The organism is Gemmobacter megaterium (assembly GCF_900156815.1).
GTDB classification, from domain to species: domain Bacteria; phylum Pseudomonadota; class Alphaproteobacteria; order Rhodobacterales; family Rhodobacteraceae; genus Wagnerdoeblera; species Wagnerdoeblera megaterium.
In genome coordinates this window covers 807,091-832,405 of sequence record NZ_FTOT01000002.1, presented here as the reverse complement: position 1 = coordinate 832,405, position 25,315 = coordinate 807,091, and the positions used below count along the sequence as shown (strand labels likewise).

28 protein-coding genes are annotated in these 25,315 nt (G+C 64.8%); 21 read left to right on the top strand and 7 right to left on the bottom strand.

The window, feature by feature from the left end; genetic code table 11:
- The first annotated feature begins 17 nt into the window (after nucleotides 1–17).
- From secY to BW970_RS08530, 11 genes are all read left to right on the top strand, one after another.
- Nucleotides 18–1,373, top strand: coding sequence for a preprotein translocase subunit SecY (secY, locus tag BW970_RS08580; protein ID WP_076530050.1), 1,356 nt, complete (start codon nucleotides 18–20; stop codon nucleotides 1,371–1,373).
- Between the two features lie 21 nt (nucleotides 1,374–1,394).
- Nucleotides 1,395–2,045 (top strand): adenylate kinase, encoded by a 651-nt coding sequence (locus BW970_RS08575; protein ID WP_076530048.1) that lies wholly within the window; start codon nucleotides 1,395–1,397, stop codon nucleotides 2,043–2,045.
- A 186-nt stretch (nucleotides 2,046–2,231) separates the two neighbouring features.
- On the top strand, nucleotides 2,232–2,600 hold the full coding sequence (gene rpsM / locus BW970_RS08570) for a 30S ribosomal protein S13 (protein WP_076530046.1): 369 nt from the start codon (nucleotides 2,232–2,234) through the stop codon (nucleotides 2,598–2,600).
- 15 nt (nucleotides 2,601–2,615) lie between these two features.
- The gene (gene rpsK, locus BW970_RS08565) at nucleotides 2,616–3,011 is read left to right on the top strand and encodes a 30S ribosomal protein S11 (protein ID WP_076530044.1); all 396 of its coding nucleotides are present in this window, start codon (nucleotides 2,616–2,618) and stop codon (nucleotides 3,009–3,011) included.
- A 116-nt stretch (nucleotides 3,012–3,127) separates the two neighbouring features.
- The gene (locus BW970_RS08560; protein WP_076530263.1) at nucleotides 3,128–4,144 is read left to right on the top strand and encodes a DNA-directed RNA polymerase subunit alpha; all 1,017 of its coding nucleotides are present in this window, start codon (nucleotides 3,128–3,130) and stop codon (nucleotides 4,142–4,144) included.
- Between the two features lie 142 nt (nucleotides 4,145–4,286).
- Nucleotides 4,287–4,706 (top strand): 50S ribosomal protein L17, encoded by a 420-nt coding sequence (gene rplQ, locus BW970_RS08555; protein WP_076530042.1) that lies wholly within the window; start codon nucleotides 4,287–4,289, stop codon nucleotides 4,704–4,706.
- 112 nt (nucleotides 4,707–4,818) lie between these two features.
- Entirely contained in the window at nucleotides 4,819–6,207 is a 1,389-nt protein-coding gene (locus tag BW970_RS08550) for a trypsin-like peptidase domain-containing protein (protein ID WP_076530261.1), read from the top strand.
- 114 nt (nucleotides 6,208–6,321) lie between these two features.
- Entirely contained in the window at nucleotides 6,322–6,786 is a 465-nt protein-coding gene (rnhA, locus tag BW970_RS08545; RefSeq protein ID WP_076530040.1) for a ribonuclease HI, read from the top strand.
- Nucleotides 6,783–7,403 carry a trimeric intracellular cation channel family protein gene (locus tag BW970_RS08540; RefSeq protein ID WP_076530038.1) on the top strand — a complete coding sequence of 207 codons (621 nt, stop codon included), beginning with the start codon at nucleotides 6,783–6,785 and terminating at the stop codon, nucleotides 7,401–7,403. The genes rnhA and BW970_RS08540 overlap by 4 nt, the downstream gene beginning before the upstream one ends.
- Before the next feature lie 38 nt (nucleotides 7,404–7,441).
- On the top strand, nucleotides 7,442–7,933 hold the full coding sequence (locus tag BW970_RS08535) for a hypothetical protein (RefSeq protein WP_076530036.1): 492 nt from the start codon (nucleotides 7,442–7,444) through the stop codon (nucleotides 7,931–7,933).
- A gap of 81 nt (nucleotides 7,934–8,014) precedes the next feature.
- Nucleotides 8,015–8,194 carry a CTP synthetase gene (locus tag BW970_RS08530; protein ID WP_076530033.1) on the top strand — a complete coding sequence of 60 codons (180 nt, stop codon included), beginning with the start codon at nucleotides 8,015–8,017 and terminating at the stop codon, nucleotides 8,192–8,194.
- On the opposite strand, the gene BW970_RS08525 is transcribed toward BW970_RS08530, so the two are convergent.
- Genes BW970_RS08525 through fahA form a run of 4 tightly spaced genes read right to left on the bottom strand, consistent with a single transcriptional unit; the run spans nucleotide 8,191 to nucleotide 11,769 of the window.
- Entirely contained in the window at nucleotides 8,191–9,009 is an 819-nt protein-coding gene (locus BW970_RS08525; protein WP_076530031.1) for a DMT family transporter, read from the bottom strand. The genes BW970_RS08530 and BW970_RS08525 overlap by 4 nt on opposite strands.
- Complete coding sequence (locus BW970_RS08520; protein WP_076530029.1) at nucleotides 9,010–10,251, bottom strand: NAD(P)/FAD-dependent oxidoreductase; 1,242 nt, start codon at nucleotides 10,249–10,251, stop codon at nucleotides 9,010–9,012.
- A complete protein-coding gene (locus BW970_RS08515) occupies nucleotides 10,244–10,510 on the bottom strand; it encodes a hypothetical protein (RefSeq protein WP_076530027.1) in 267 nt (88 codons plus the stop codon). The genes BW970_RS08520 and BW970_RS08515 overlap by 8 nt, the downstream gene beginning before the upstream one ends.
- Nucleotides 10,510–11,769 carry a fumarylacetoacetase gene (fahA, locus tag BW970_RS08510; protein WP_076530025.1) on the bottom strand — a complete coding sequence of 420 codons (1,260 nt, stop codon included), beginning with the start codon at nucleotides 11,767–11,769 and terminating at the stop codon, nucleotides 10,510–10,512. Before fahA ends, BW970_RS08515 begins: the two co-directional genes overlap by 1 nt.
- A 352-nt stretch (nucleotides 11,770–12,121) precedes the next feature.
- Between fahA and BW970_RS08505 the strand changes: the two genes are divergently transcribed.
- The 5 genes from BW970_RS08505 to BW970_RS08485 all read left to right on the top strand — a co-directional run bounded on the left by BW970_RS08505 (nucleotide 12,122) and on the right by BW970_RS08485 (nucleotide 17,436).
- On the top strand, nucleotides 12,122–12,475 hold the full coding sequence (locus tag BW970_RS08505; protein WP_076530023.1) for a DUF6749 family protein: 354 nt from the start codon (nucleotides 12,122–12,124) through the stop codon (nucleotides 12,473–12,475).
- A gap of 109 nt (nucleotides 12,476–12,584) precedes the next feature.
- Nucleotides 12,585–13,655 carry a DUF6902 family protein gene (locus BW970_RS08500; protein WP_076530021.1) on the top strand — a complete coding sequence of 357 codons (1,071 nt, stop codon included), beginning with the start codon at nucleotides 12,585–12,587 and terminating at the stop codon, nucleotides 13,653–13,655.
- Nucleotides 13,652–14,608 carry a DMT family transporter gene (locus BW970_RS08495; RefSeq protein WP_076530019.1) on the top strand — a complete coding sequence of 319 codons (957 nt, stop codon included), beginning with the start codon at nucleotides 13,652–13,654 and terminating at the stop codon, nucleotides 14,606–14,608. Before BW970_RS08500 ends, BW970_RS08495 begins: the two co-directional genes overlap by 4 nt.
- 67 nt (nucleotides 14,609–14,675) lie before the next feature.
- On the top strand, nucleotides 14,676–16,046 hold the full coding sequence (locus BW970_RS08490) for an aspartate aminotransferase family protein (protein ID WP_076530017.1): 1,371 nt from the start codon (nucleotides 14,676–14,678) through the stop codon (nucleotides 16,044–16,046).
- Nucleotides 16,047–16,050: 4 nt separating this feature from the next.
- A complete protein-coding gene (locus BW970_RS08485; protein WP_076530259.1) occupies nucleotides 16,051–17,436 on the top strand; it encodes a glutamine synthetase family protein in 1,386 nt (461 codons plus the stop codon).
- Nucleotides 17,437–17,532: 96 nt separating this feature from the next.
- Here BW970_RS08485 and BW970_RS08480 read toward each other — a convergent pair whose 3' ends face one another.
- From BW970_RS08480 to BW970_RS08470, 3 genes are all read right to left on the bottom strand, one after another.
- Nucleotides 17,533–18,999, bottom strand: a complete 1,467-nt coding sequence (locus BW970_RS08480; protein WP_076530014.1) for an NAD-dependent succinate-semialdehyde dehydrogenase — start codon at nucleotides 18,997–18,999, stop codon at nucleotides 17,533–17,535.
- Nucleotides 19,000–19,136: 137 nt separating this feature from the next.
- Nucleotides 19,137–20,030 carry a cation diffusion facilitator family transporter gene (locus tag BW970_RS08475; RefSeq protein WP_076530012.1) on the bottom strand — a complete coding sequence of 298 codons (894 nt, stop codon included), beginning with the start codon at nucleotides 20,028–20,030 and terminating at the stop codon, nucleotides 19,137–19,139.
- 59 nt (nucleotides 20,031–20,089) lie between these two features.
- Nucleotides 20,090–20,656: an SH3 domain-containing protein gene (locus BW970_RS08470; protein ID WP_076530010.1), complete on the bottom strand. Its 567-nt coding sequence runs from the start codon at nucleotides 20,654–20,656 to the stop codon at nucleotides 20,090–20,092.
- A gap of 164 nt (nucleotides 20,657–20,820) precedes the next feature.
- On the opposite strand from BW970_RS08470, the gene BW970_RS08465 reads away from it, so the two are divergent.
- From BW970_RS08465 to BW970_RS08445, 5 genes are all read left to right on the top strand, one after another.
- The gene (locus BW970_RS08465) at nucleotides 20,821–21,807 is read left to right on the top strand and encodes a 2-hydroxyacid dehydrogenase (protein ID WP_076530007.1); all 987 of its coding nucleotides are present in this window, start codon (nucleotides 20,821–20,823) and stop codon (nucleotides 21,805–21,807) included.
- A gap of 183 nt (nucleotides 21,808–21,990) precedes the next feature.
- The gene (dnaN, locus tag BW970_RS08460; RefSeq protein WP_076530004.1) at nucleotides 21,991–23,109 is read left to right on the top strand and encodes a DNA polymerase III subunit beta; all 1,119 of its coding nucleotides are present in this window, start codon (nucleotides 21,991–21,993) and stop codon (nucleotides 23,107–23,109) included.
- Nucleotides 23,110–23,178: 69 nt separating this feature from the next.
- Nucleotides 23,179–24,234, top strand: coding sequence for a DNA replication/repair protein RecF (gene recF / locus BW970_RS08455; protein WP_076530002.1), 1,056 nt, complete (start codon nucleotides 23,179–23,181; stop codon nucleotides 24,232–24,234).
- The gene (locus BW970_RS08450; protein ID WP_076530000.1) at nucleotides 24,231–24,668 is read left to right on the top strand and encodes a VOC family protein; all 438 of its coding nucleotides are present in this window, start codon (nucleotides 24,231–24,233) and stop codon (nucleotides 24,666–24,668) included. Before recF ends, BW970_RS08450 begins: the two co-directional genes overlap by 4 nt.
- Nucleotides 24,665–25,285, top strand: a complete 621-nt coding sequence (locus BW970_RS08445; protein ID WP_076529998.1) for a LysE family translocator — start codon at nucleotides 24,665–24,667, stop codon at nucleotides 25,283–25,285. The genes BW970_RS08450 and BW970_RS08445 overlap by 4 nt, the downstream gene beginning before the upstream one ends.
- The last annotated feature ends 30 nt before the right edge of the window (nucleotides 25,286–25,315 follow it).

Sequence of the window (25,315 nt, the reverse complement as noted above, 5' to 3'; positions counted from 1 at the left end):
CATGAAAGAGACCGGACATGGCATCTGCTGCAGAGCAAATGGCGGCGAACCTCAGCTGGGCCGCGCTCGGCAAGGCGACCGACCTGCGCCAACGTATCTTCTTCACCATCGGGCTGCTGATCGTCTATCGGCTTGGTACCTATATCCCGGTGCCGGGCATCGACGCATTCGCGCTGCGAGAGTTCATGGACGAGGCGGCCGCCGGTATCGGCGGAATGCTCAACATGTTCACCGGCGGTGCGATCAGCCGCATGGGCATCTTTGCGCTTGGCATCATGCCGTATATCTCTGCCTCGATCATCGTGCAGTTGCTGGGCTCTATGGTGCCCAGCCTGATGGCGCTGAAGAAAGAGGGCGAGGCGGGTCGCAAGAAGCTGAACCAGTATACCCGCTATGGCACGGTCGCGCTGGCGATCTTTCAGGCGTGGGGGATCGCCGTCAGCCTTGAGGCGGGCGATCTGGCGCATGATCCCGGCATGTTCTTCCGCATCGGCGCGGTGATCACGCTGGTAGGTGGGACGATGTTCCTGATGTGGCTGGGCGAGCAGATCACCCAGCGCGGCATCGGCAACGGCATCTCGTTGATCATCTTTGTCGGTATCGTGGCCGAGATTCCCTCGGCATTGGCCCAGTTCTTCAGCCAGGGCCGCTCGGGCGCGATTTCCCCGGCGGTGATTGTCGGCGTGATACTGATGGTCATCGTGGTGATTGCGGTGGTCGTCTTTGTCGAACGGGCGTTGCGCAAGATCCATATCCAGTATCCCCGCCGCCAGGTGGGCATGAAGGTCTATGACGGCGGTTCCAGCCACCTGCCGATCAAGGTAAACCCCGCAGGGGTGATTCCCGCGATCTTCGCGTCGTCGCTGCTGCTGCTGCCCGTGACCATCTCGACCTTCTCCGGCAACCAGACCGGCCCGGTGATGTCGACGATTCTGGCCTATTTCGGCCCCGGCCAGCCGCTGTATCTGCTGTTCTTCGCGGGCATGATCGTCTTCTTCAGCTACTTCTACACGCACAACGTGTCGTTCAAGGCCGAAGACGTGGCGGACAACCTCAAGAACCAGACTGGCTTTATTCCTGGGATCCGTCCGGGAAAGAAGACTGAGGAGTATCTGGAATACGTCGTCAATCGCGTTCTGGTGCTTGGGTCGTTCTACCTGGTGGCCGTGTGTCTGTTGCCCGAGGTGCTGCGCAATCAACTGGCGGTTCCGTTCTACTTCGGCGGCACATCGGTGCTGATCGTGGTCTCGGTGACGATGGACACGATCAACCAGGTGCAAAGCCACCTTCTGGCCCACCAATATGAGGGCCTGATCGAGAAAAGCCGCCTGACAGGCAAAAAGCGCGGGACCCGCGCGCCCGCCCGCCGCTGAGACAGAGAGGAGCCAGCCGCCATGCCGAACATCATCCTTCTTGGGCCGCCAGGTGCGGGCAAGGGCACCCAGGCCAAGCGGCTGGAAGAGGAGCGCGGCATGGTGCAGCTGTCCACCGGTGACATGCTGCGCGCCGCTCGGACTTCGGGCACCGAGATGGGCAAGCGTGTGGCCGATGTGATGGATCGTGGCGAGTTGGTGACGGACGAGATCGTCATCGGCCTGATCGAGGAAAAGCTGACCGGCGAACAGGGTGGCGGCTTCATCTTCGATGGCTTCCCCCGCACGCTGGCACAGGCCGATGCGCTGGAGGCGCTGATGGCCAGGGTGGGGCAGACGCTGGACGCCGTGGTAGAGATGCAGGTTGATGATGCCGCGCTGGTGGCGCGCATCACGGGCCGCTTTACCTGCGGGAACTGTGGCGCGGTCTACCATGACGTGACCAAGCCGACCAAGGTTGCGGGCGTCTGCGATGTGTGCGGCAGCACCGACATGAAGCGGCGTGCCGATGACAACGAGGACAGCCTCAAGACCCGGCTGATGGAATACTACAAGAAGACCTCGCCGCTGATTGGCTATTACTGGGCCAAGGGCAATCTGGTTGGCGTGGATGGGCTGGCAGAGATGGACGATGTATCGGCCGCCATTTCGAAAGTGCTTGACAAGGGCTGATGCGCCTTGACGTCAGGCAGAAAACCCCATAGGGAACACCGTCCCGCAAGGGAATCGTCCTGGGGCTTTTGGCCTGACGACGAACCACTCCATGACGATGCATTGGCCTGCGGGAAACCGTCCCGCAGGTTTGCGTTGTGAAAAAAGGTTCTGGGATCACGGAACCGCAACGAAAGGAATTTACGCGTGGCACGTATTGCTGGCGTCAACATCCCCACCGCCAAGCGCGTCCCGATCGCGCTTCAGTACATCCATGGCATCGGCTCGGATGTGGCTGAAAAGATCTGCGAAGCTGTCGGCATCGACCGCGCGCGCCGCATCAACGAACTGTCTGATGCCGAAGTGCTGGCGATCCGCGAACATATCGACGCGAACTACACCGTCGAAGGCGACCTGCGCCGCGAAGTCTCCACCAACATCAAGCGCCTGATGGATCTTGGTTGCTACCGTGGCCTGCGTCACCGCAAGAACCTCCCGGTTCGCGGTCAGCGCACCCACACCAACGCCCGCACCCGCAAGGGCCCGGCGAAACCCATCGCCGGCAAGAAGAAGTAAGGGGAGCGCAAGGTAATGGCACGCGATACCAAAGCCCGTGGCGGCAAGAAAAAAGAGCGCAAGAACATCGCCACCGGCGTTGCTCATGTGAACAGCTCGTTCAACAACACCAAGATCCTGATCTCGGACGTGCAAGGCAATGCGATCTCGTGGTCGTCGGCTGGCACGATGGGATTCAAGGGGTCGCGCAAATCGACCCCTTATGCTGCCCAGATGGCGGCCGAAGATGCGGGACGCAAGGCACAGGAACACGGCGTCAAGACGCTGGAAGTCGAAGTGCAGGGCCCCGGTTCGGGCCGCGAATCCGCGCTGCGCGCGCTGGCCGCTGTCGGTTTCAACATCACCTCGATCCGTGATGTGACCCCGATCGCACACAACGGCTGCCGTCCGCCGAAACGTCGCCGGGTCTAACCCCCGGCAATCCCTTCAGGGCCGTGCCTTCGGGCGCGGCCCATACGTATTGATACGATCCTCGGGCGTTTGCCGTTTACGGACATGGATGGCAGGCAGGTATGGAGGCGACACGCATGATCCACAAGAACTGGCAGGAACTTATCAAGCCGCAGCAGCTCGAGGTCAAACCGGGCTCCGATCCGTCGCGGGTTGCGACGGTCGTGGCCGAACCGCTGGAGCGCGGCTTTGGTCTGACGCTCGGCAACGCCGTGCGCCGCGTGCTGATGTCTTCGCTGCAAGGCGCCGCCATCACCTCGGTCCAGATCGACAACGTTTTGCACGAGTTTTCCTCGGTTGCCGGTGTGCGTGAAGACGTCACCGACATCGTGCTGAACCTCAAGGGCGTGGCCATCAAGATGGAAGTCGAAGGGCCCAAGCGTCTGTCGATTTCCGCCAAGGGTCCGGGCGTTGTCACCGCGGGCGACATTTCGGAATCGAACGGCATCACGATCCTGAACAAGGATCATGTGATCTGCCATCTCGACGAAGGCGCCGACGTGTTCATGGAACTCACCGTGAACACCGGCAAGGGCTATGTCTCGGCCGACAAGAACCGGCCCGAGGATGCGCCCATCGGCCTGATCCCGATCGACGCGATCTACTCGCCGGTCAAGAAGGTCAGCTACGAAGTGCAGCCGACCCGTGAGGGTCAGGTGCTGGACTATGACAAGCTGACGATGAAGATCGAAACCGACGGCTCGCTGACCCCGGATGACGCCGTGGCCTATGCTGCGCGCATTCTTCAGGATCAGCTGTCGATCTTCGTCAACTTCGATGAACCGGAATCGGCCAAGGCCGGCGAAATCGACACCGGGCTGGAGTTCAACCCGCTTCTGCTCAAGAAGGTTGACGAGTTGGAACTGTCGGTGCGTTCGGCGAACTGCCTCAAGAACGACAACATCGTCTATATCGGCGATCTGATCCAGAAAACCGAAGCCGAGATGCTGCGCACCCCGAACTTCGGCCGCAAGTCGCTCAACGAGATCAAGGAAGTCCTGGCCGGAATGGGCCTGCACCTTGGCATGGAAGTCGAGGACTGGCCACCAGAGAATATCGAGGACCTGGCCAAGCGTTTCGAAGATCAGTTCTGATCTTGCAGTTTGCGGGGGCGTCCTCTAGACGCCCCCGGACATATGCCGGTTCTGTACCGGGAAAGCCTGGGCAATCCTGCCCCAACGAAGCGCGCCGCACGCACGGCACGCAGGACAAAGCAAAAGACGTAAGGAGACCATCATGCGTCACGCCCGTGGCTACCGCCGCCTGAACCGCACCCATGAACACCGCAAGGCACTGTTTGCCAACATGGCGGGATCGCTGATCGAGCACGAGCAGATCAAGACGACCCTGCCCAAGGCGAAAGAACTGCGTCCGATCGTTGAAAAACTGATCACGCTGGCCAAACGCGGCGATCTGCACGCCCGCCGTCAGGCGTCGTCGCAGCTCAAGGAAGAGCGTCTGGTCGCGCGTCTGTTCGAGATCCTCGGCCCGCGCTACAAGGACCGTCAGGGTGGCTACATCCGCGTTCTGAAGGCCGGTTTCCGCTATGGCGACATGGCGCCGATGGCGATCATCGAATTCGTCGACCGTGATCCGTCGGCCAAAGGCGCTGCCGACCGCGCCCGCGTCGAGGCAGAGGAAGCGGCCGAGGACTGATCCTCGCCCATCTGACGGCCAAGGCCCGCCAATGGCGGGCCTTTTGCATTTCGGGCGCTTGCAGGCGCTGCGCCCGCCGCCCATATCAGAGGCCGGTCTAGCGGGAGGTTCCATGACTGTCATTCGCCTTGCTGTCCTGCTCGTCGCGTTGACGGCTGCGGCACCGTTGCCTGCCGAAACCCGCCCGCCGGTTTCACAGTCCGAGATCAGCCTGTCGTTCGCTCCGGTGGTCAAGGCCGCGGCACCGGCGGTGGTGAACATCTATGCAACGCGCGTCGTGGAAAGCCGGATCAGCCCCTTTGCCGGCGATCCGTTTTTTGACCGTTTGTTTCGTGATTTCGGCGCGACGCGGCCAGAGGTGCAGAACTCGCTTGGGTCCGGTGTCATCGTGTCGGCAGATGGGCTGGTCGTGTCGAACTATCATGTGGTCGATGCGGCGACGGAAATCACGGTCGTCCTGCAAGACCGCCGCGAATATCGGGCCGAGGTTATTCTGGCGGACAAGGTCAATGATCTTGCGGTGCTTCGTCTGGACGGCGCTGACCGTTTGCCGGTGCTGCCGTTTCGGGACAGCGATGGGGTCGAGGTGGGCGATCTGGTCCTTGCCATCGGCAATCCGTTCGGGATTGGCCAGACCGTGAGCATGGGGATCATTTCGGCGCTTGCGCGATCTTCTATCTCGGTCGGCGATGGGCACGGGTATTTTTTGCAAACCGATGCGGCCATCAACCCCGGTAATTCCGGCGGTGCGCTGGTGGATGCGGCGGGGCAACTGGTCGGTATCAATACCGCGATCCTGACCCAATCGGGCGGTTCGAACGGGGTGGGCTTTGCCATTCCTTCCAATCTTGTACGCGCCGTCGTGGCCCAGGCCCAGGCGGGGGCGACCCGGTTTCAACGTCCCTGGGCTGGGGTCAGCGGGCAGGGGGTCGATGGTGGGATGGCCGAGAGCTTGGGTCTGCCCGTGCCGGAAGGGGTGATCTTTTCCGAACTCCACCCGGAAAGCCCCTTTGCCACAGCCGGGCTGCGGCCTGGCGATGTGGTCGTGCGGCTGGATGGTGTGCCCGTGAACTCCCCGGCAGAGATGATCTTTCGCATGTCGGCTCGTGGTGTCGGTGCGACGCTGGAGGTGGACTATCTGCGTGACGGGGCCCCGCAGGTCGCATCCGTCAGCCTGATTGCCCCGCCTGACACTCCGGCGCGGGACACCCGCCGCATCGGGGCAGGAAGCGCCTTGGCCGGATTGCAGATCGCCCGGATCAATCCGGCGGTGATTGCCGAATATGACCTGCCGCTCCAGGCCGAAGGCGTGGTTGTGACCGGGGCCGAGGACTGGGCGGCGCAGGCGGGACTGCGCGTTGGCGATGTTCTTCTTGCCATCAACGGTGCGCGCGTGATGACGCCGGACGATACCGAGCGCGCCGCGACGGAACGGTCCCGCAACTGGGCCATCGACCTGATCCGGCAGGGGCAGCCGCTTCGCCTGCGGTTCCGTATCTGATGCCGCTCTGACGAACATGCCACCGGCGTGTTGGGCCTGATGCCCGCTCTGCGCGCTCTGGCCATCGCGTGCCATCGGGGGTAAGTACCTGCAACGTCCGATCCGGGGTCTCCGATGCCAGAGCTTTTCGCCTATACCGACGGAGCCTGCTCCGGCAATCCCGGTCCGGGTGGCTGGGGCGTATTGCTCGTTGCACGCGAGGGAGATGCCGTTCTCAAGGAACGGGAACTGGCGGGCGGCGAGGCGGATACCACCAACAACCGGATGGAGCTTCTGGCGGCGATCAACGCGCTGGAATCCCTGCAACGCCCGTCGGAGCTGACGATTGTCACCGACAGTGCCTATGTGAAGAATGGTGTCACCGGCTGGATTCACGGCTGGAAGCGGAACGGCTGGCGCACGGCCGACAAGAAGCCGGTCAAGAACGTGGATCTGTGGCAGCGGCTTGAGGCCGCACAGGCCCGCCATCAGGTGATCTGGAAGTGGATCAAGGGCCATGCCGGCCATGCCGAGAACGAACGCGCCGATGCATTGGCCCGCGCAGGCATGGCGCCGTTCAAGCCGGGCAAGGCACCATGACGCTGATCGGGCTTCTGGATCTGGCGGCGGTGTTTGTCTTTGCCTTGACGGGCGGGCTGGCGGCAAGCCGGGCGCAACTGGATGTGGTGGGGTTCATCTTCATCGCCAGCCTGACGGCGGTGGGTGGCGGAACCGTCCGTGACCTGTTGCTGGATCGCACCGTCCTTTGGGTGGCGGACCCGCGCTATCTGGGCCTGGCGACCTTGGCCGCATTGATCGTGTTCTTCACCGCGCATCTGCTGGAAAGCCGTATCAAGGCGCTGACATGGCTGGATGCGCTTGCGCTGGCGGTTGCCGTGCCGGCCGGTGTGGGTATTGCGCTGAACCAGGGACAGCCCTGGCCCATCGTGCTGGTGGCCGGCGTGGTCACAGGCGCCATGGGTGGCCTGATGCGCGACGTGGTCTGCAACGAGGTGCCGCTGGTATTGAAGAAGGGCGAGTTGTACGCGACCTGCGCCCTTGCGGGTGGCGCCGCGGCGTTGTTCGCCTTGCAGGCGGGCGGCGGGCAGGTCGTTGCCCTGCTGGTCTGCGCCGGGGTCACATTCGCCTTGCGCGCAGGATCATTGGCATTCGGCTGGAGCCTTCCGGCCTATCGCCCCCGCCCGCCGCGCGTCTGACCCCTTTTCAGTCGCGCATCCGGCGCTATGCTGGTGCCATGGCCCGCCCCCGCAGTGTTCCCGATGCCACAGTCCACGATGCCGTGCTGTCCCTGATTCGCAGCAAGGGCGAAAAGGCGGTGACGTTTTCGGCGGTTGCTGCACGCGCGGGGCTTGCGGCCTCGTCCCTGGCAGAGCGGCACGGCAGCGTGGCGGGCATGATCTCCGATACCTATGCCGGTGTCTGGAGCCGGATCGAGAGCGCGACAGAGGCAGCGGTTGCCGGTGCAGCGCAGGGTCCGAAGGGGGCTGTCGTCTTGCTGAAGTCGCTGGGTGGGTTGGGCCTGCCCCCGGTTGGTGCCGATCCAGAGCGCGCGATGATATGGCGCAGCCGGATCGAGGCGGAACTGGCGCTGCGCCTTGGCGGTGGATCGCGGGGCCGCGAGTCGGCCGCAGTGCTGTTTGCCTTCTGGCAGGGGCAACAGATGTGGCAGCTTGCCGGCGCCAAGACGGCCCGGTTGAAAGATGTGGTCCGGCGCCTGTCGGGGTAGGGCGATGTTGATGCGGATCAAGGCGCGATGCTTCGTGCCGGTGCAGCTTGGCGGCGAAACGCACAGTGCAAGGACGCTTCCATGACCCGCCTGATGATGATGATCTTCTCCATGGTGGCCACCACGCTTATGGGAATTGGCGTGGTGGTCGCGCTGACCACGGGATACGACACGCTGCAACCCATTCTGATCGCGGCGGCGGTCGGGTTCGTGCTGGCCATTCCGGTTTCATGGGCGATTGCGCGCCAGATGGCGGACTAGCGGCGGCTGGCCAACGCCACCCCGGCGAGAACGAGTCCCGAGGCGAGTATCACGCCAGGCGCTGGCAGTTCGGCCAGCAGCAGTGCCCCGCCTGCCATGGCGATGACGGGCACGGACAGCTGCGCCACGGCGGCGCGCGCGGCGCCCAGGCGTGGGACAACGGCGAACCATAGCGCATATCCAAGGCCAGAGGCGACCGCGCCGGATGCCATGGCGAATGCGACCCCCGTCAGATTGGCCTGCAACGGCATGAGCGCCAGCGGGATCAGCACCAGTGGAAGCGCCAAGGCAAAATTCGCCGCCGTCGCAGCCAGCGGGTCGGCACCCGCGCGGCCAGAGAGGGAATAGATCCCCCAGCCGATGCCCGCGACCACCATCGCCAGCGCCGGTGACAGCGCCGGTATGGCGCCGGTGCCGGGCAGCAGCAGCGCGGCAAGCCCGGCCAGTGACACGGTTGCCCCAAGCCAGCGTCGGCGTGGCAGCGTTTCGCCTGCGATCACGGCGCCTGCGAACATGGTGATCTGCACCGTGCCGAACAGAATCAACGCGCCCGGTCCGGCCTCCAGCCCAAGATAGGCCGCGGAAAAGCCCAGCATATAGGCCGTCAGCGCCAGTACCGGGACCAGCCGTCCGCGCCATGGCAGCGTCTTGCCTTGGGATCGCGCCAGTACCAGCAGGACGGCCGCCCCGGTTGCCACCCGAATGGCCGCAAAGGTGAAGGCGTCGATATGACCCGCCCCGACCGCTGCGCGGTTCAGCAACGAGTTTCCGGCAAAGGCGACCATGGCAAGCGCGGTCAGCAGGAACAGGCGCATTCAGAACCGGCCTGGTCGTAGCGGTTCAAGCGTCCGGTCCGGGTGTCGCCCTGCCACGATGGCCTCGATGAGCTGCGCTGTCACCGGGGCGAGCGTCAGGCCGATGTGGCCATGTCCATAGGCGTGAATCACCTCCGGCCCTGCCTTGGATGGCCCGATCACCGGCAAACTGTCGGGCAGCGACGGTCGGAACCCCATCCAACTGCGCGACGGGGCGCCAAGGCCGGGAAAGTACATCTGCGCGCCGTCTTGCAGTCGCGCGATCCGGTGGGCCGACGGGGGCGCATCCAGCCCGCCAAGCTCGACCGTGCCGGCCACACGCAGCCGCCCCGCCATCGGGCACAGGTAGAATCCACGCGATGTGGGGCAGCAGGGCCGGGTCAGCAGCGGTTCGGCCATGTCCCATTCCAAATGATAGCCGCGCTCGGTGTCCAGCGGCACACGATCCCCCGCCTGCACGGCAAGATCGCGCGAATGGGCACCTGCGGCGATCACCACCCGCCGTGCGGTCAGATGCAGTCCTGGCCCCGAGAGGTGCACACCATCCGGGCCGCGAACCAGCCGCTCGGCCCGCGCCCTGAAATGTGGCACACCCGCTGCGGCCACGGTTTGCGCCAGATGCGCGACCATCTGGCCTGGATCGGACAGGAACAGCGCATTGCGAAAGAATGCCCCGCCCGCAGCCGGGGGAAGGCCGGGTTCCAGCACCGCCAGTTCTGCCGAATCGATCAGATCGACAGAGACGCCAAGCCGCCGCCGGGTCTCCATATCGGCCTTGGCGGCTTTCAGCGCCGCCTGGGTTTCATACACATAGATCGCGCCTTGCGGCCGCAAGATTGCGGTGCCGCCGATTTCCGCTGCCAGTTCGGCCCACAGCGGGCCGGCATCCGCGACCAATGCCGCGATGCGCGCCGCATTGGTGGCGGCCTGGCGGGGCAGGGATTGCCAGGCAAAGCGCGCAAGCCAGGGTGTCAGCGACAGGATCGCCGCCTTGCGGATCGCCAGGGGCGAATTCTTGTCGAACAGCAGCGCTGGAAGGTTGCGCAGCACGTCAGGGGTGCCGACCGGCATGACCGCATAGTCGGCAATCGTGCCGGCATTGCCATAGGATGCGCCCATTCCGGGTGTGGCCGGGTCGACCAGAACCACCTCGTGCCCGGCGCGGGCCAGTCGCAGCGCGCAGGTCAGGCCGATGACACCTGCGCCAACCACCGCGATCTCTGCCGCCAGCGGCTTATCCATGCGATGCCCTCAGCAGTCCGTTTGCAAGCAGCATGGCCATCATGGCCGCCGTCGCCAGGCCAAGCTGGCGACGGTCCTTGGTATAATCGGGGTGGCGCAGAAAGGCGGCAAAGGACTCTAATGTCGCGGACAGACCCGGAAAGGCGTGTCCCGTGCGTTCGACGGCCCGTGCGCGCAGCCGGAACAGGCTGCGATAGGCCAGCCATGTCCAGATGACAAAGACCACCGCCTGCACTGCCAACATCCCGGCCCAGAGCATTACCTGGCCCAGTCGGGCACGGCTTGGGCCGCAATCACCTTGCCGCGACATTCGCCAAAGCCGACGCGATAGCCATCGCCCTGACAATGCCCGCGCATGATGATCGTATCGCCATCCGCGATGAAACTGCGCGTGTCCTCCCCGGCGATGGAAACGGGTTCCTTGCCGCCCCATGACAGTTCCAGCAAACTGCCGCGACTGTCTTTTGACGGGCCAGAGATGGTGCCCGACCCCAGCAGGTCGCCGACATTCATCGGGCAGCCGCTACTGGCATGATGCGCCAGTTGCTGGGGCGCCGAATAGTACATTTCGGCATAGCTGGTGCGGGCGATGACGGTTTCTGTCTTGCCTTCGGGCGCCAAAGCCACCTCCAGCGCAATGTCATACAGCAGGGGGCCGGGCTCGCGCAGATAGGGCAACAGCGGCACCTCGCGCTCGGGGGTTGTGGTGCGGAACGGGTCCAGCGCGGCCCTCATCACGATCCACGGCGAGATTGTGGTTGCCGTCGCCTTGGCCTGAAACGGCCCAAGCGGAACATATTCCCACGCCTGGATGTCGCGCGCCGACCAGTCGTTCAGGATTACATAGCCGAATATCATATCATCGGCCTGGGCAACCGAAATCATCCCGTCCGAGGCGGTGCCGACGACCGCCCCCATTTCCAGCTCGAAATCGAACCGTTGCGAGGCGCCGAATACCGGGGCATCGGATCCGGGTGGCTTCAATTGCCCCAAGGGGCGGCGCACATGGGTGCCTGACACGACAACCGACGAGGCCCGTCCGTTATAGCCAATCGGAATATGCAGCCAATTCGGGGGCAGGGCGTTGTCCGGGTCGCGGAACATCGAGCCTACGTTGAAGGCGTGATGCCGCCCTGCATAGAAATCGGTATACTCCGAAACCAGAAACGGCATATGCATTTTGCTGCCATGCTGGGGCACCAGAAACGGTTCCACCTGCGACTTCACTTCCGAGCCTTCGGTCAGAAAGCCCAGCAGCAGGATCCGCATCCGCGCCCAGGCTTGCGGGCCCAACTCCATGACTTCGTTCCAGAACGGCACATCAAGCACCGGCTCGTCGGCCAGGCGCAGCAGGCCCGATTCCTCCATGGCGGCAACGTCGAGAATCATGTCGCCAATTGCCACGCCACAGCGCGGGTCATCCCCATCTCTGGAAAAGACGCCACAGGGCAGGTTGTTCAGCGGAAAGTCTGTGGTGGGAGTGTTGGCGCTTTCGACCCAAGAGCGCATCAGGGGCATCGGCTATCCTTACTTGGTTCAGGTTTTCCCTATTGTGGCGGTCGCGGGCGGTCGCGGCAAGGCAGTTTGAGAAAGACCACCTCTTGCGCGACTACCCGCTTTGACGCAGCTTTCAAAGGGCCAAGAGTTCCGACGCGCTGCCAGGCGACGATTGCGGCGGAACATGCGGCCAAAGTCAATTTCCCCCATGCCGCATGCGACGGAGGCCGTCGCGTGCCCGATTTGCGTTTTTCTCCTATAAGTAGAATTGTGCTGAAATAATTATTCTTATGGGGGAATTTTTAGTATTTGAAAGTCCCGCATTGGTTGCTAGGCTTTGCGGACTGCCACTTCATGACACTGGGGGAATCAAGTGTTCAACACTCTCAAGATCAAAGACTATGCTGCGGCTTCGGTGGATTCCGGGCTGGATATGCTGGCGGGCGACGCTGTCGAGATGTTCTCGTCCGCCTCCATCACCGCCGGGTTCGACCTGATGTCGGGCCATGCCGTCGAAATGTTCTCCTCTGCCTCGTCGCCGGTCGCCTTTGCGATGGACGGTGGTCATGCGGTGGAAATGTTCTCGTCCGCCTCTGCGCCGGTCAGCCATGGAATGACGGGCGGCAACGCTGTCGAGATGTTCTCGTCGGCATCGTCCCCGTCGATCGCGCGCGATATCGACCGTGGCGATGCGGTGCAGATGTTCTCGTCGGCATCGGACCGCTGAACAGACCGACCGGGGCTGCGGGTGGCCTGCCAGCCACCCGCGCCCTGACGCTGGCTGGTCCGGGTGCGCCTGGGCAGGCCGATTTCTCGCCGACGGTCCTGGGGGGATCATGTCGAATATCCTGACTTTGCCGGACATGCGCCGGCGCCGGTTGCCGGTCGCGGCACCAGAGCGTTTGGTGGAACTGTTCGCACAGCACCGGCACGGCCCCGGTGATGTCCGCTGGCTGAAAGAGAATGCCGAGGTTCTGCGCCTGCTGGTTGCCACGGGTCAGGGGCTGGATCCTGACCTGCTGCACAGGGTTCATGGCCAGACCGCCCGCGAATTGCCGGCGCGTCTGGGGTTCTTCCCGCAATACTATCGGTTCTTTCTTTCAATAGCCCTGGACCTCAATGCGTTGGGGCTGACGGATCTCGATGCGGAGGCCCTGGTCGCGCGGGCAATGTCGGACGGCCTGCCCGAAGCCGAGATGTCAGACCTGCAACGGGCCGAGGCGCGGTTGTTCGCGCAGCGGGTCGGGCTTGCCGGTCCTGATGACGGTTTGACAGAGCGGCTGCTGCGGTTTGCCGCGCGTTCGGCAACCTTTGCGCTGCCGAACAAAAAGGCCGCTTACGAACTGACCCACATTGCCTTCTACCTGTCGGACTATGGCCTGCACCCCTTTGATGGGGCCGAGGCGATGCGCGAGAGCCTGCAATACGCAGGTCTCGTCGCCTGGTTGGAGCAGAACACCGATCTGCTGGCCGAAGTCTGTCTGGCGATGCTGTTTTGCGGTCTGGCGGTGCCCGAGCTGTGGGCGCGTGGGGTCGCAGAGGATCTGGCGGCCTTTCATGTCGGTCCGGCCGGGGCTGCGGCGGGATCCGACGATTATCATGCCTGGTTGATGGCGGCATGGTCTGCGACGGCCGCCGGTGGGCGACCGCTGGACCGGATGTTGCCCGGAGGGGCGCTTGGCTTTGTCGCGCCGCGTCGAGTGTCGGCGCTTGGCGAGGTGTCGTCCGTCCTGATGGAGCTCGATGCGGCGCGCAGTGCGGACTGGTCGGTGATGCGCCGCCGGATCGCGGCGCGGCTGTCGGCCCCTGCGCTGGATGTTCTGGACAGTGCCGCCGCCTCTACCCCTGCCTTCGAGACGTTTTTTGCCCGCTTTGCGCGGGTTGACCGGAAAGGACGTGCCGCATGAACCGCCGCAACTGGGATATCGCCGTTGTTGTCGGGGTAGGACTGGTATTGTCCACCACGCTGGTATCAGCTGCGGCGGATGGGTTGACCAAGCATCTGACCGGAAGCTTTGCGCCGCCACAGATGTATTTCTTCTGCGGCCTTGTGGTTGCGGGCATGAGCCTGTTCATGAACCGGGCGACCCCGGCACTGGGGCCGACCGGCCGACTGGCAACCCGGCATGGCTGGCTGCTGGCCCTGCGATCGGCATTGGTGCTTGTGTCGGTCGTCTCCTACTACCATGCATTTGCCCGCCTGCCGCTGGCCGAGGTTTTTGTGTTCATCGGCATGATGCCGTTGCTGGCCGCCATTCTGTCGCGCCCGGTTCTGGGCGAGGCGGTGGCGCCTGCGGCCTGGGTTGCGTTGGGGGCCGGGGCCTTCGGTGTATTGTTTCTGTTCCCGCAAGGGCTGGCCGGGATTGGCTGGGGCCATCTGGCCGCCGCGTCGGGGGTCGGGTCGGGCACGCTGTCGCTGGTGCTGATGCGCCGGATGACGAAATCCGAACCGAACACGCTGGCGCAGGTGTTCTGGCCCCATGCCGCCATGGTGGCGGTGATGGGCGGCGCGCTGCCCTTTGTCTGGCAGCCGATGTCGCTGGCCGATGTAGGATTGGTCGCGGCCTATTCGGTTGCGGTGTTTGCCGCCCGCTGGCTGATGGTTCCCGCGCTGGCCCGGCTGAAAGCCCATGTCGCGATGATGCTGATGAACCTGCAATTCGTTTGGATGGTGGTGATCGGCCGCATCGCATTTGGCGAGGTGCCCGAAGCCGGCACCTTCGTGGGGGCCGCCTGCATCATCGGCGCCGGATGCTTCCTGGTGATGGAACAGGCGCGTGTCCGGGGCGAACTGCCCGCCCGTCGCCCGGTTCCAGGGCCTGTCACCCCGTCGGAGCCGCGGCTGATCCCGGCCGAATGATCGCTGGTCGGGGAGTGGACGCGCCCCGACCGCAGCGGTATGACAGGGAAAACCCCGTGGTGGTCCCATGTCCAATCCCGATCTGATCGCAGGCGTGCCCGCCGACCGGCTGGCGCGCATTTCCCTGCGCGAGGCCCGGCGGTATGCCGCCTCGCGCCCGCGCAGCTTCAAGGTGCTGCAAAAGGACGCCGGGCCATTTCTGGGCCGTGTGCCGATGCACTGGATGAAGGACTGGCCCATGCCGTTCCCGTTGGTGGTCGCGCGGGCTGCGGGTGCGCGGCTGGAGGACATCGACGGCTACGGGATCGACGATTTCTGTCTGGGCGATACAGGCAGCATGTTCGGCCACTCTCCTGCCCCTGTGGCCAAGGCGATCCGGCGGCAGGCGGGGCGCGGGCTCACCTATATGCTGCCGACCGAAGAGGCGCTGGCAGTGGGTCATCTGCTGGTCGAGCGGTTTGGCAATTTCCGCTGGCAGATCGCCACCACGGCAACCGACGCCAACCGCTTTGCCCTGCGGGTCGCCCGCGCGGTAACGGGGCGGCGCAAGGTTTTGGTGTTCAACGGCTGCTATCATGGCACGGTTGACGATGCGATGGTGGTGCACGACCAGGGCCGCACGCTCAACCGGCCGGGGCTGGTGGGGCAGGTCGCGGATCTGTCCGATGTCGCGGTCTGTGTCGAGTTCAACGATATCGCTGCGGTCGAGGCTGCGCTGGCAACCGGAGAGATTGCCGCCGTTCTGACAGAGCCGGTGATGACCAATTCCTGCATGGTGCTGCCGCAAGCGGGGTTCCACGATGGCCTGCGCACCCTGACCCGCCGCCATGGTGCATTGCTGATCATCGACGAGACGCATACGATTTCCAGCGGTCTGGGCGGCTATGCCCGCGTTCATTCCTTGTCGCCCGACATCCTTGTCGTCGGAAAATGCGTGGCTGGCGGGATGCCGACCGCCGTCTGGGGCGTGACCGAGGAAGTCGCGGGGCGTCTGGCGGCCTATGATGAAACCCGCGGTCCGGGCCATTCGGGCATGGGGACCACGCTTTCGGCCAATCCGATGCAATTCGCTTGTCTGCGTGCCACGCTGGACAAGGTGATGACGCCCAAAGCCTATGGCCGGATGGAAAAGGGGGCCGAACGCCTGCAAAACGGGTTGGCGGATGTGATCGCAAGGTACAAGGCGCCCTGGCATGTGGTCCGGGTCGGTGCGCGGGTCGAATTCATCTGCGCCCCCGGCCCCTTGCGCAACGGTGCCGAGGCGGCTGCGGCCCACCAGCCCCGGCTGGAAGGCGCGATTCACACCATGTTGCTGAATCGTGGCTGCCTGATCGCGCCGTTCCACAACATGATGCTTGTCAGTCCTGCGACGAAGAAGGCGCAGATTGATCGCCTGATCGCCGCCTTTGACGAAGCCCTCTCAGACCTTTTCGCGTGAGATCATGACCACATCCCCCTCTGGTTCCTCTGTTGCCGAAGCCGAGGCATTTCTGGCGGCCAATCCCGATATCGAAGCCGTCGACATCGTTCTGCACGATGCCAACGGCATCGGGCGCGGCAAGATCATCCGGCGGCATGAGCTGGTGCCGTTCTATCGCAACGGGCGGCATCTGCCGATTTCGATCCTGGGCCTGGATATCTGTGGCGAGGATGTGCACGAAACCGGCCTGATCTGGGACCAGGGCGATGGCGACCTGCGCGCCTGGCCGATTCCCGACACGCTGAAACGGCTGCATGGCACCTGCCCGGCGCGGGCCGAGGTGTTCATGTCGATGTACACGCTGGATGGGCTGCCCATGGGGTCCGATCCGCGCCATGCGCTCGCGCGCAACCTGGCCAAGATGGAGGCGGATGGCCTGCATCCCGCCGGGGCGTTCGAGCTGGAGTTCTTTCTGCTGGCCAATGACCGCGATGCAAGCGGCAGGGTGCAGCCCGCCCATGCCGTGCTGGACGGCCGGCCGTCGTCCAAGACCGAAGTGTATTCGGTAGACCATCTGCATGGAATGCAACCGCTGTTCTCCGACATCTATGCGGCGGCCGATCTGGCGGGGATCAAGGCCGAGACGATGATTTCGGAATATGCACCGGGCCAGTACGAGTTGACGCTGCATTACCGCACCAATGTGCTGGAGGCGGCCGATGATCTGATGCGGCTGAAGCGTATCGTGCGGATGCAGGCGCGGCGGCATGGCGTGACGGCCTGTTTCATGGCCAAGCCGGTTGAACACTATGCCGGGTCGGGAATGCATTTCCATGTGTCGCTGCAATCGCCCGCTGGCGACAATCTGTTGATGGAGGAGGCGCCGGGGCAGTGGTCCCCGCTGATCCTGAATGCACTGGGTGGCCTGATCGAGACGATGGCCGAATCGATGCTGGTGTTTGCCCCCCACGCCAACAGCTGGCGCCGCTTTGCCGCGCAAAGCTATGCGCCGGTCAGCCCGACCTGGGGGGTGAACAACCGTTCGGTCGCGTTGCGCATCCCGGCTGGTGACATCAGGGCGCGGCGGATCGAACATCGCCCGGCAGGGGTTGATGCCAACCCCTATCTGGTTGGCGCCACGGTTCTGGCCGGTATTCGGCATGGCCTGACCCACAAGGTGGATCCCGGTCCTGAAACCACGGGCAACGGCTATGATGTGCCGGGATCGGACCGCATTCCGCGTGACTGGCGCGAGGCGATCCGGGCCGCAGAGGGATCGGCGTTCCTGAAACATGCGCTGGGCGAGGAGATGCACCGCACCTTCTGTGCCATCAAGGCGGCAGAATACGCCCGTGTTGCGCGCACGATTCCGGATGTGGATTACGATCTGTATCTGCATACCGTCTGATATGGGCGAAGAAAAAAGCCCGCCGGCTTCCCGGCGGGCTGCGTCCAGTCCGGCCATCCGCACGGATAGGGGAGGTGGCGGATCGGCTGGCGCCTGTCAGGCGTGGTGGACAAGCTTGTGATGCAGGTAATGTGACAGACCTTCGGGGCCACCCTCGTAGCCGTAGCCGCTGTCCTTGACCCCGCCGAACGGTGCCTCGATCTGAGACACGGCAAAGTTGTTGATCGCCAGCATCCCGACCTCCAGCCGGTTGGCAATGGCGACGGCGCGGGTCTGGCTGTCGGTGAAGGCATAGCCCGCCAGCCCGACCGATACGCTGTTGGCCTTGGCCAATGCCTCGTCCAGATCGGCGACACGGTTGACGATGGCGATGGGGCCGAACGGCTCGGACGACATGATCATGGCGTCATCGGGGACGCCGGCCAGGACGGTCGGCTCGAACATATAGCCACGGTTGCCGATGCGCGCCCCCCCGGTCATCAGCTTGGCGCCGCGCTGAATGGCATCGGCCACCAGTTCCTCCATTGCGGTGATGCGCCGGCCATTGGCCAGTGGCCCCATGTCCATCCCCGGCTGGGTGCCATCGCCCACCTTGAGCGCGGCCATGCCTTCGGTAAAGGCCGACAGAAAGCGGTCATGCACGGCATCCTGCACAAAAAACCGGGTCGGCGAGGTGCAGACCTGACCCGAGTTCCGGCTTTTGCCCAGCACCGAGGCGGCTGCGGCCTTGACCGGATCGGCGTCGTCCATCACCAGCACCGGGGCATGGCCGCCAAGTTCCAGCGTGCAGGGCTTCATATGGCGCCCGGCCTGTTCGGCCAGCAGCTTTCCGACAGGGACCGATCCGGTGAAGCTGACCTTGCGGATCACGGGCGAGGCGATCAGCGCCGAGGAGATCTCTGCCGCGTTGCCGAAGACCAGGTTCAGCACACCATCCGGCAGACCCGCCTGGGCAAAGGCATCGGCAATAGCCACGGTAATGGCCGGGGTTTCTTCGGCAGGCTTCAGCACAACGGTACACCCTGCGGCCAGCGCGGGGCCGATCTTGCGCACGGCCAGCAAGGCGGGAAAGTTCCACGGCGTCAGCGCGGCAACCGGGCCGATGGGTTCGGGCACCGTGATCTGCCGTGCACCGGGGGTGCGGCCAGGCATCACACGACCATCAATGCGCAAGGCGGCACCAGCAAACCAGTCCAGCGCCTCGGCCGAGATCTGGATTTCGACCAGCGCCTGTGCCAGCGGTTTACCCTGCTCCAGCGTCAGCGTCAGGGCAAGCTCCTGCGCCTTGTCCCGCATCAGGGCCGCGGCGCGATGCAGGATGGCCGAGCGTTGCTGAACCGGGCTGAATCGCCATGTTTCGAACGCGGCGGCGCTGGAGGTCAGCGCAGCCTGCACCTGTTCGGGCGAGGCGGCGACCCCTTGGCCAATGACCTGTTCGTTCGCGGGATTGAGAATGTCGAAGCTGCGCCCGCCCGTCAGTGGCTTGCCGTCGATCCGGCCCATGATTGTCGTGGTGTCGGCGCCATATGGCGTGGCCCAATCGCCTGATGCAGAAGTTGTCATCGGTTCCTCCCGGTTTGAGGTTGTCTAGCAACGGGCCGGGAAATGGTCAAACCGTTTAGGCGGTCGCGCGGGGATCATCCTGTTGCGTCTGAATCCAGGGTGGGCCGCCGTGGGCGGGGCGTTTGCAATGCGATGGGCTATGGCTGCGTCGGGGGCGCCGCAACATCCTTGTGGATGATGACATCCGCCTGGGGATAAGCGTCGAGGATGGCGGCGCGCAGCCCTGCGCCAATGTCATGCGCCTCGCGCAGCGATTGGTCGCCGTCCAGTTCGATATGAAGGTTCACAAACACCCGGCTGCCTGCTGTGCGCGATTTCAGATCGTGCCAGCCCCTGACGCCGGGCCAGGACTCGGTAATTCGGGCGATGCCCCTCAGGATCTCGGGGTCGGCGCGGCGATCCATCAGGGCATCCCATGCCCCGCGCCCGATGGTCCATGCGCCACGTGCCAATACCAGCGCCGCGATCAGGGCAACCGCAGCGTCCAGTTGCCACAGGCCCCAGAGCCGCGAGGCGATCAGTGCCGCGATCGCGCCCATGGCGGGCAACAGGTCTGCCAGATAGTGCAGGCGATCCGCCGCGATCACCCGGTTCCCTGTCCGTTTGGCGACATGGCCCTGCCACAGCACCAGACCGGCCGTCAGCGCCATCGAGATCACCATGGCGACGATGCCTGCCCCCTCGCGGGCCAGTTCGGGCGGTGCTTCGGCCATCAGGCGGGATACTGCGGACACCACCAGACCAACGGCCGCCGCCGTCAGAAACAGCGACTGGACAAAGGCTGTGAGATCCTCTGCCGATGTATGGCCGAACGCATGGTCTTCGTCCGGCGGTCTTGCGGCATAGCGCACGGCCAGCATGGCGCCCAGCGACATGATGAGATCCATGGTCGAATCCGCCAGAGACGCCGCAATCGACAATGCGCCTGTGACCCAGAGCGCCCAGATCTTGACCGCTATCAGGGCAAGGGCGACGCCAACCGAGGCACGGGCAGCGGACAGGTTGAGCCGAAGCGATTCAGTGTCGGGCATGGGCGGATCTCTGGCAAAAAGGGGCCTGTCATGCCACCTGATTCCATCATGGGCAAGGATCAGTCGAAGACTTCGCCGGGTTCAACGCCCCATACGGCTGTTTTCGGCACCCATCCGCGCGTTCCGTCCGCCGAAATGCGGCACCAGTCCGGCTGACATTGCAGCAGACGCGCGACAACCCCGCCCTGGGCGCGGGCGACAACGGCGGCGCCGGCATCGGGGCTTGCACGCAGGTCCGCCACCTCATCTGTCACGATTGCGGTGCGCGACGGCGACAGCAGGGCATAGTGCATCCAGCCGCCCGCCCCTTCGGCATCTTCGACGCGGCGCCAGTTTTCATATTCCGCTGTTACCCGCAGCGGCAGGCCCGGACGCTTGTACACCCAGTCGACACGATGGTCCTGCCCCGGTCCGCGCCGGGCGCGTGCCTCGGCGCCCTTGACCGAAACGTAGCGCGGCAAGGGGCGCCGCGTGACGCAGCCAAATCCTGGCGGACAATCCCTGGCGCCTGCCTGGGTGTTTGCGGGTTGGGCGGCGCTGCCGTCCTCGGCCATCTGCGCGGTTGCGCCACCGGGCCAGGCCAGTGCCGCGGCCGCAAGTCCCAGCGCAAAGATCGCCTGACGCATCGGTTCTGCCTGTCATTGCGGCGCTGGGGCGCCGACGCCTCGGGGATCGCGCGGTCTTTTTGCCGCGTCGTGGCTGTTGTCGGTGCCGGGGTGCTTGTGCCCGGCCCGCGCTTGCGCCACCTTGCCACCACAGGCAGCGGTTTGGAAGTGCAGGGAGGTATAACATGCCCGCGAAAAGGCTGAGTGTTGTCGTGACGCGACGGTTGCCCGAGGCGGTAGAGACCCGGATGACCGAACTGTTCGACGTCACCTTGCGCGACCCGGACACACGGATGAGCCGCGATGAACTGGCGGCGGCGATGCGTGCCGCCGATGTGCTGGTGCCCTGTGTGACCGATCAGATCGACGCGAATCTGCTGGCCCAGGCGGGCGACCGGCTGCGGCTGATCGCCAATTATGGTGCAGGGGTCGATCATATCGACGTGGCGACGGCACGTCAGCGGGGCATTCTGGTATCGAACACGCCAGGGGTCTTGTCGGACGATACCGCCGACATGGCCATGGCGCTGATCCTTGCGGTGCTGCGCAAGATGCCCGAGGGGATTTCCGAGATGATGGGCGGAAACTGGCAGGGCTGGTCGCCGATGGCGCATCTGGGCCGCCGTGTCGGGGGGCGTCGCCTGGGGATTCTGGGCATGGGCCGGATCGGGCTGGCCGTGGCGCGCCGGGCACAGGCTTTCGGGATGCAGATCCACTATCACAACCGTCGCCGCTTGCGCCCCGAGGTCGAGGCAGAGGTCGAGGCAACCTATTGGGAAAGCCTGGATCAGATGCTGGCGCGGGTCGATGTGCTGTCGATCAACTGTCCGCATACGCCCTCGACCTTCCATCTGCTCAATGCGCGGCGGCTGAAGCTGATGAAACCTTCGGCCGTCATCGTGAACACGTCGCGTGGCGAGGTCATCGACGAGAATGCACTGGTCCGCGCCCTGAAGGGCGGCGAACTGGCTGGCGCCGGTCTGGATGTCTATGAGCATGGCGTCGAGATCAATCCCACCTTGCGCGAACTGCCAAGCGTGGTGCTGTTGCCGCATATGGGCTCGGCGACCATCGAGGGGCGGGTCGAGATGGGCGAAAAGGTCATCCTGAACATCAAGACCTTTGCCGATGGCCACCGCCCGCCGGATCAGGTGGTTCCGGGCCTGCTGTAGGCAAGGCGGCGCCCCCTGCAAGGGGCGCGGGCACCTTCTGATCCCCTGGCGCGTGCCCTACGGCGTTGCACCTTGGCCATTCATGGCGGTTTGTCCTGCCAACCCCCTTGTGCCGCGCGGGATTCCGGGTAGTTTCGTGGCCCCGGGGGCTGCCGCCCCGGCGGGCAAGAACAGGGGGTTCGTATGAAGTTCAGCATCGAGCGCGCGACGCTTTTGAAAGCCGTGGCGCAGGCCCAGTCGGTGGTCGAGCGGCGGAACACGATTCCCATTCTGGCCAACGTTCTGGTCGAGGCGGAAGGGGCCGGCGTATCGTTCCGTGCCACCGATCTGGATATCGAGGTGGTGGACAAGGCTGTGGCCCAGGTCGAACGCGCCGGCGCCACCACGGTTTCCGCCGTCATGCTGCACGAGATCGTGCGCAAGCTGCCCGATGGCGCGCTGGTCACGCTGACGGACGAGGCGGCAAGCGGGCGGCTGCTGATCGAGGCGGGCCGGTCAACCTTCAACCTGGCCACCTTGCCGCGAGAGGATTTTCCGGTGATGGCCTCGTCGGAATATGCCTCGAACTTCTCGGCCCCGGCGCCCGTCCTGCGGCGGCTGTTCGACAAGGCGAAATTCGCCATTTCGACCGAAGAAACCCGGTACTATCTGAACGGCGTCTATATGCACACCGCGACGGGCGACGAGGGGCCTGTGCTGCGCTGTGTGGCGACCGATGGCCACCGGCTGGCGCGTATCGATGCGCCCTTGCCGGAAGGGGCTGGCGGAATGCCCGGTGTGATCGTGCCGCGCAAGACCGTTGGCGAGTTGCGCAAACTGCTGGATGATGACGATGCGCAGATCGCCGTCTCGGTCTCGGAGACCAAGGTGCGCTTTGCGACGCCGACCATCACGCTGACTTCCAAGGTGATCGACGGCACATTCCCCGACTATTCCCGCGTGATCCCGGTGGGCAACACCCGGCGGCTGGAAGTGGACGCCGGCGATTTCGCCAAGGCCGTGGACAGGGTGGCCACCGTTTCGTCCGAGCGCAGCCGCGCCGTGAAGCTGAGCCTGGACGAAGACCGTCTGGTCCTGTCGGTGAACGCGCCGGATTCGGGCGCCGCCGAGGAGGAACTGGTCGTGGCCTATGGCGACGAGCGGCTGGAAATCGGTTTCAACGCCAAATATCTGCTGGAAATCGCCAGTCAGGTGGACCGCGAGAATGCCGTGTTCCTGTTCAACTCGTCGGGGGATCCGACCCTGATGCGCGAAGGCAATGATACGTCGGCGGTCTATGTCGTCATGCCGATGCGCGTGTGACGCAGGGCGCAGCGGGGGCTGTCTGCCCCTGTACCCCCGAGGATATCTGGATCAAGGCGAAGTAGCGCGATGCTGTCGGATCTGCGTCTGGCCCTGTTCCGCAGCCACAAGGCATTGCGGCTGACGTTCGACGGGCGGCCCGTGGCGATATGGGGGCCGAACGGGGCAGGCAAGACCAATATCCTCGAAGCGGTTTCTTTGCTGTCGCCGGGCCGGGGTTTGCGCCGGGCTGCCGCAGAGGATGTCGGCCGGCGCCCCGACGCGGCAGGCTGGAAAGTGGCCGCGGTGCTGGACGGGCGCGAAGTCGAGACCTGGGCCGAAGGGGCGGGGCGTCAGGTGCGGATCGACGGCAAAGGCGCGACCCAGACCGCCATGGGCGCGCTGGCCAGGGTCGTCTGGCTGGTGCCCGCCATGGACCGGCTGTGGATCGAGGCACCCGAGGGGCGGCGGCGTTTTCTGGACCGGCTCGTGCTGAGCTTGCAGTCCGATCATGCCGAAGCGACCCTGGACTATGAGCGCGCAATGCGCGAGCGGAACCGCCTGCTGAAAGAGCAGGTGCAGGATCCGGCCTGGTACGGCGTGATCGAGGCGCGCATGGCAGATGCGGGGGGGCGGATCACTGCGGCCCGTCGCTCGGTGGTGGCGCGGTTGCAGGCGGCGCAGGTGGACGGTGCCTTTCCCGCCGCGACGCTGGAGCTGGAACCGGGCGAGGGAACTGGGGATCTGGCGGCTGCGTTGGCAGAGGGGCGGCGGCGCGACATGGCCGCCGGGCGGACGCTGGCCGGTCCGCATCGCGCCGATCTGCGGGCGGTCTGGGCCGCCAAGGACATGCCTGCGGCGCTTTGTTCAACCGGCGAGCAGAAGGCATTGCTGATTTCACTTGTCCTGGCCAGCGCGCGGATTGCGGCCGAGGAACTGGGGCGACCGCCGCTGATCCTGCTGGACGAGGTTGCAGCGCATCTGGATCCGGCCCGTCGAGCGGCCTTGTACGACGAGATCTGTGTCTTGCGGGCGCAGGCGTTCCTGACCGGAACAGAGCCGGGGCTGTTTGACACCTTGGGGCAAAGAGCCCAAGGATTTGCTGTCGCCGAAACCGGCGGCGTTTCCACAGTGAGCCCGGCATGACCCCCCAGCGCGTGACATTGACAACCCTTGGCGTGGCCGATCTTGCCGCATCGCGTGCCTTCTATGCCCGGCTGGGCTGGACAGAGCATGGCGAAAGCCAGCCGGGCGTTGCCTTTTACCAGATGCATGGCGCGGTTCTGGCGCTGTTCGGGCTGGCGGATCTGGCAGCGGATCAGGGGCGGTCCGACGCCGCGCTCGGGGTGGGGGCGGTGACGCTGGCGCAGAACTTTGCCACCGAGACCGAGGTGGACGCGGCCTTTGAGGCCGCCTTGCGGGCGGGTGGCATTGCCCTGAAACGGCCCGAGAAGGTGTTCTGGGGCGGCTATTCCGGCTATTGGGCCGATCCGGACGGACATGTCTGGGAGGTGGCCATGAACCCGTTCTGGCCTTTGGCGGATGATGGCAGCCTGACCCTGCCCGAAGGTGCCGCATGACGGTGACGTTCTCGCAGCTCATGCTCTATGCGCTGGGCATGGCGGGTCTTTGGGCGGTGCCGGGGCCGGTCTGGGTGGCGCTGACGGCCCGTGCCTTGTCCGGGGGGATGGCCGCCGCATGGCCGCTGGCGGTGGGCGTGGCGCTGGGCGATCTGATCTGGCCGCTATGCGCGATTCTGGGTCTTGCCTGGGTCTTGTCGCTGTATGGCGATGCGCTGGAGGTGCTGCGCTGGGTGGCCGCGGCGGTGTTCGTCGTGATGGGCGTGCTGTTGATCCGCAAGCCAGCCGCAGCGCCGGGCACCAACAGCCGGATGACACGGCCGGGCGTGTGGGCCGGTTTTTCGGTGGGCGTCGCTGCGGTGATCGGCAATCCCAAGGCAATACTGTTCTATATGGGGTTTCTGCCGGGGTTCTTTGACCTGTCGCGCGTGACCTTGTGGGACATCCTGGCCATCCTGGCGATCTCGGCAGTCGTTCCGATGCTGGGAAACCTTGGGCTGGCGCTGTTTCTGGACAGGGCGCGACGGCTGTTGTCGAGCCCCGAGGCGGTGCGCCGCCTGAATGTGGGGTCCGGGGTGCTGCTGATTTTCGTCGGCCTGGTGATTCCGTTCACGTAAGCGGAATCGGCCCTGCAAGGCGTGACATTC

Excerpts from the sequence above, each read along its gene's own strand:
- secY (WP_076530050.1), top strand. The coding sequence starts at position 18 with ATGGCATCTGCTGCAGAGCAAATGGCGGCGAACCTCAGCTGGGCCGCG.
- BW970_RS08575 (WP_076530048.1), top strand. The coding sequence starts at position 1,395 with ATGCCGAACATCATCCTTCTTGGGCCGCCAGGTGCGGGCAAGGGCACC.
- rpsK (WP_076530044.1), top strand. The coding sequence starts at position 2,616 with ATGGCACGCGATACCAAAGCCCGTGGCGGCAAGAAAAAAGAGCGCAAG.
- BW970_RS08560 (WP_076530263.1), top strand. The coding sequence starts at position 3,128 with ATGATCCACAAGAACTGGCAGGAACTTATCAAGCCGCAGCAGCTCGAG.
- rplQ (WP_076530042.1), top strand. The coding sequence starts at position 4,287 with ATGCGTCACGCCCGTGGCTACCGCCGCCTGAACCGCACCCATGAACAC.
- BW970_RS08550 (WP_076530261.1), top strand. The coding sequence starts at position 4,819 with ATGACTGTCATTCGCCTTGCTGTCCTGCTCGTCGCGTTGACGGCTGCG.
- rnhA (WP_076530040.1), top strand. The coding sequence starts at position 6,322 with ATGCCAGAGCTTTTCGCCTATACCGACGGAGCCTGCTCCGGCAATCCC.
- BW970_RS08540 (WP_076530038.1), top strand. The coding sequence starts at position 6,783 with ATGACGCTGATCGGGCTTCTGGATCTGGCGGCGGTGTTTGTCTTTGCC.
- BW970_RS08535 (WP_076530036.1), top strand. The coding sequence starts at position 7,442 with ATGGCCCGCCCCCGCAGTGTTCCCGATGCCACAGTCCACGATGCCGTG.
- BW970_RS08530 (WP_076530033.1), top strand. The coding sequence starts at position 8,015 with ATGACCCGCCTGATGATGATGATCTTCTCCATGGTGGCCACCACGCTT.
- BW970_RS08525 (WP_076530031.1), bottom strand. The coding sequence starts at position 9,009 with ATGCGCCTGTTCCTGCTGACCGCGCTTGCCATGGTCGCCTTTGCCGGA.
- BW970_RS08520 (WP_076530029.1), bottom strand. The coding sequence starts at position 10,251 with ATGGATAAGCCGCTGGCGGCAGAGATCGCGGTGGTTGGCGCAGGTGTC.
- BW970_RS08515 (WP_076530027.1), bottom strand. The coding sequence starts at position 10,510 with ATGCTCTGGGCCGGGATGTTGGCAGTGCAGGCGGTGGTCTTTGTCATC.
- fahA (WP_076530025.1), bottom strand. The coding sequence starts at position 11,769 with ATGCCCCTGATGCGCTCTTGGGTCGAAAGCGCCAACACTCCCACCACA.
- BW970_RS08500 (WP_076530021.1), top strand. The coding sequence starts at position 12,585 with ATGTCGAATATCCTGACTTTGCCGGACATGCGCCGGCGCCGGTTGCCG.
- BW970_RS08495 (WP_076530019.1), top strand. The coding sequence starts at position 13,652 with ATGAACCGCCGCAACTGGGATATCGCCGTTGTTGTCGGGGTAGGACTG.
- BW970_RS08490 (WP_076530017.1), top strand. The coding sequence starts at position 14,676 with ATGTCCAATCCCGATCTGATCGCAGGCGTGCCCGCCGACCGGCTGGCG.
- BW970_RS08485 (WP_076530259.1), top strand. The coding sequence starts at position 16,051 with ATGACCACATCCCCCTCTGGTTCCTCTGTTGCCGAAGCCGAGGCATTT.
- BW970_RS08480 (WP_076530014.1), bottom strand. The coding sequence starts at position 18,999 with ATGACAACTTCTGCATCAGGCGATTGGGCCACGCCATATGGCGCCGAC.
- BW970_RS08475 (WP_076530012.1), bottom strand. The coding sequence starts at position 20,030 with ATGCCCGACACTGAATCGCTTCGGCTCAACCTGTCCGCTGCCCGTGCC.
- BW970_RS08470 (WP_076530010.1), bottom strand. The coding sequence starts at position 20,656 with ATGCGTCAGGCGATCTTTGCGCTGGGACTTGCGGCCGCGGCACTGGCC.
- BW970_RS08465 (WP_076530007.1), top strand. The coding sequence starts at position 20,821 with ATGCCCGCGAAAAGGCTGAGTGTTGTCGTGACGCGACGGTTGCCCGAG.
- dnaN (WP_076530004.1), top strand. The coding sequence starts at position 21,991 with ATGAAGTTCAGCATCGAGCGCGCGACGCTTTTGAAAGCCGTGGCGCAG.
- recF (WP_076530002.1), top strand. The coding sequence starts at position 23,179 with ATGCTGTCGGATCTGCGTCTGGCCCTGTTCCGCAGCCACAAGGCATTG.
- BW970_RS08450 (WP_076530000.1), top strand. The coding sequence starts at position 24,231 with ATGACCCCCCAGCGCGTGACATTGACAACCCTTGGCGTGGCCGATCTT.
- BW970_RS08445 (WP_076529998.1), top strand. The coding sequence starts at position 24,665 with ATGACGGTGACGTTCTCGCAGCTCATGCTCTATGCGCTGGGCATGGCG.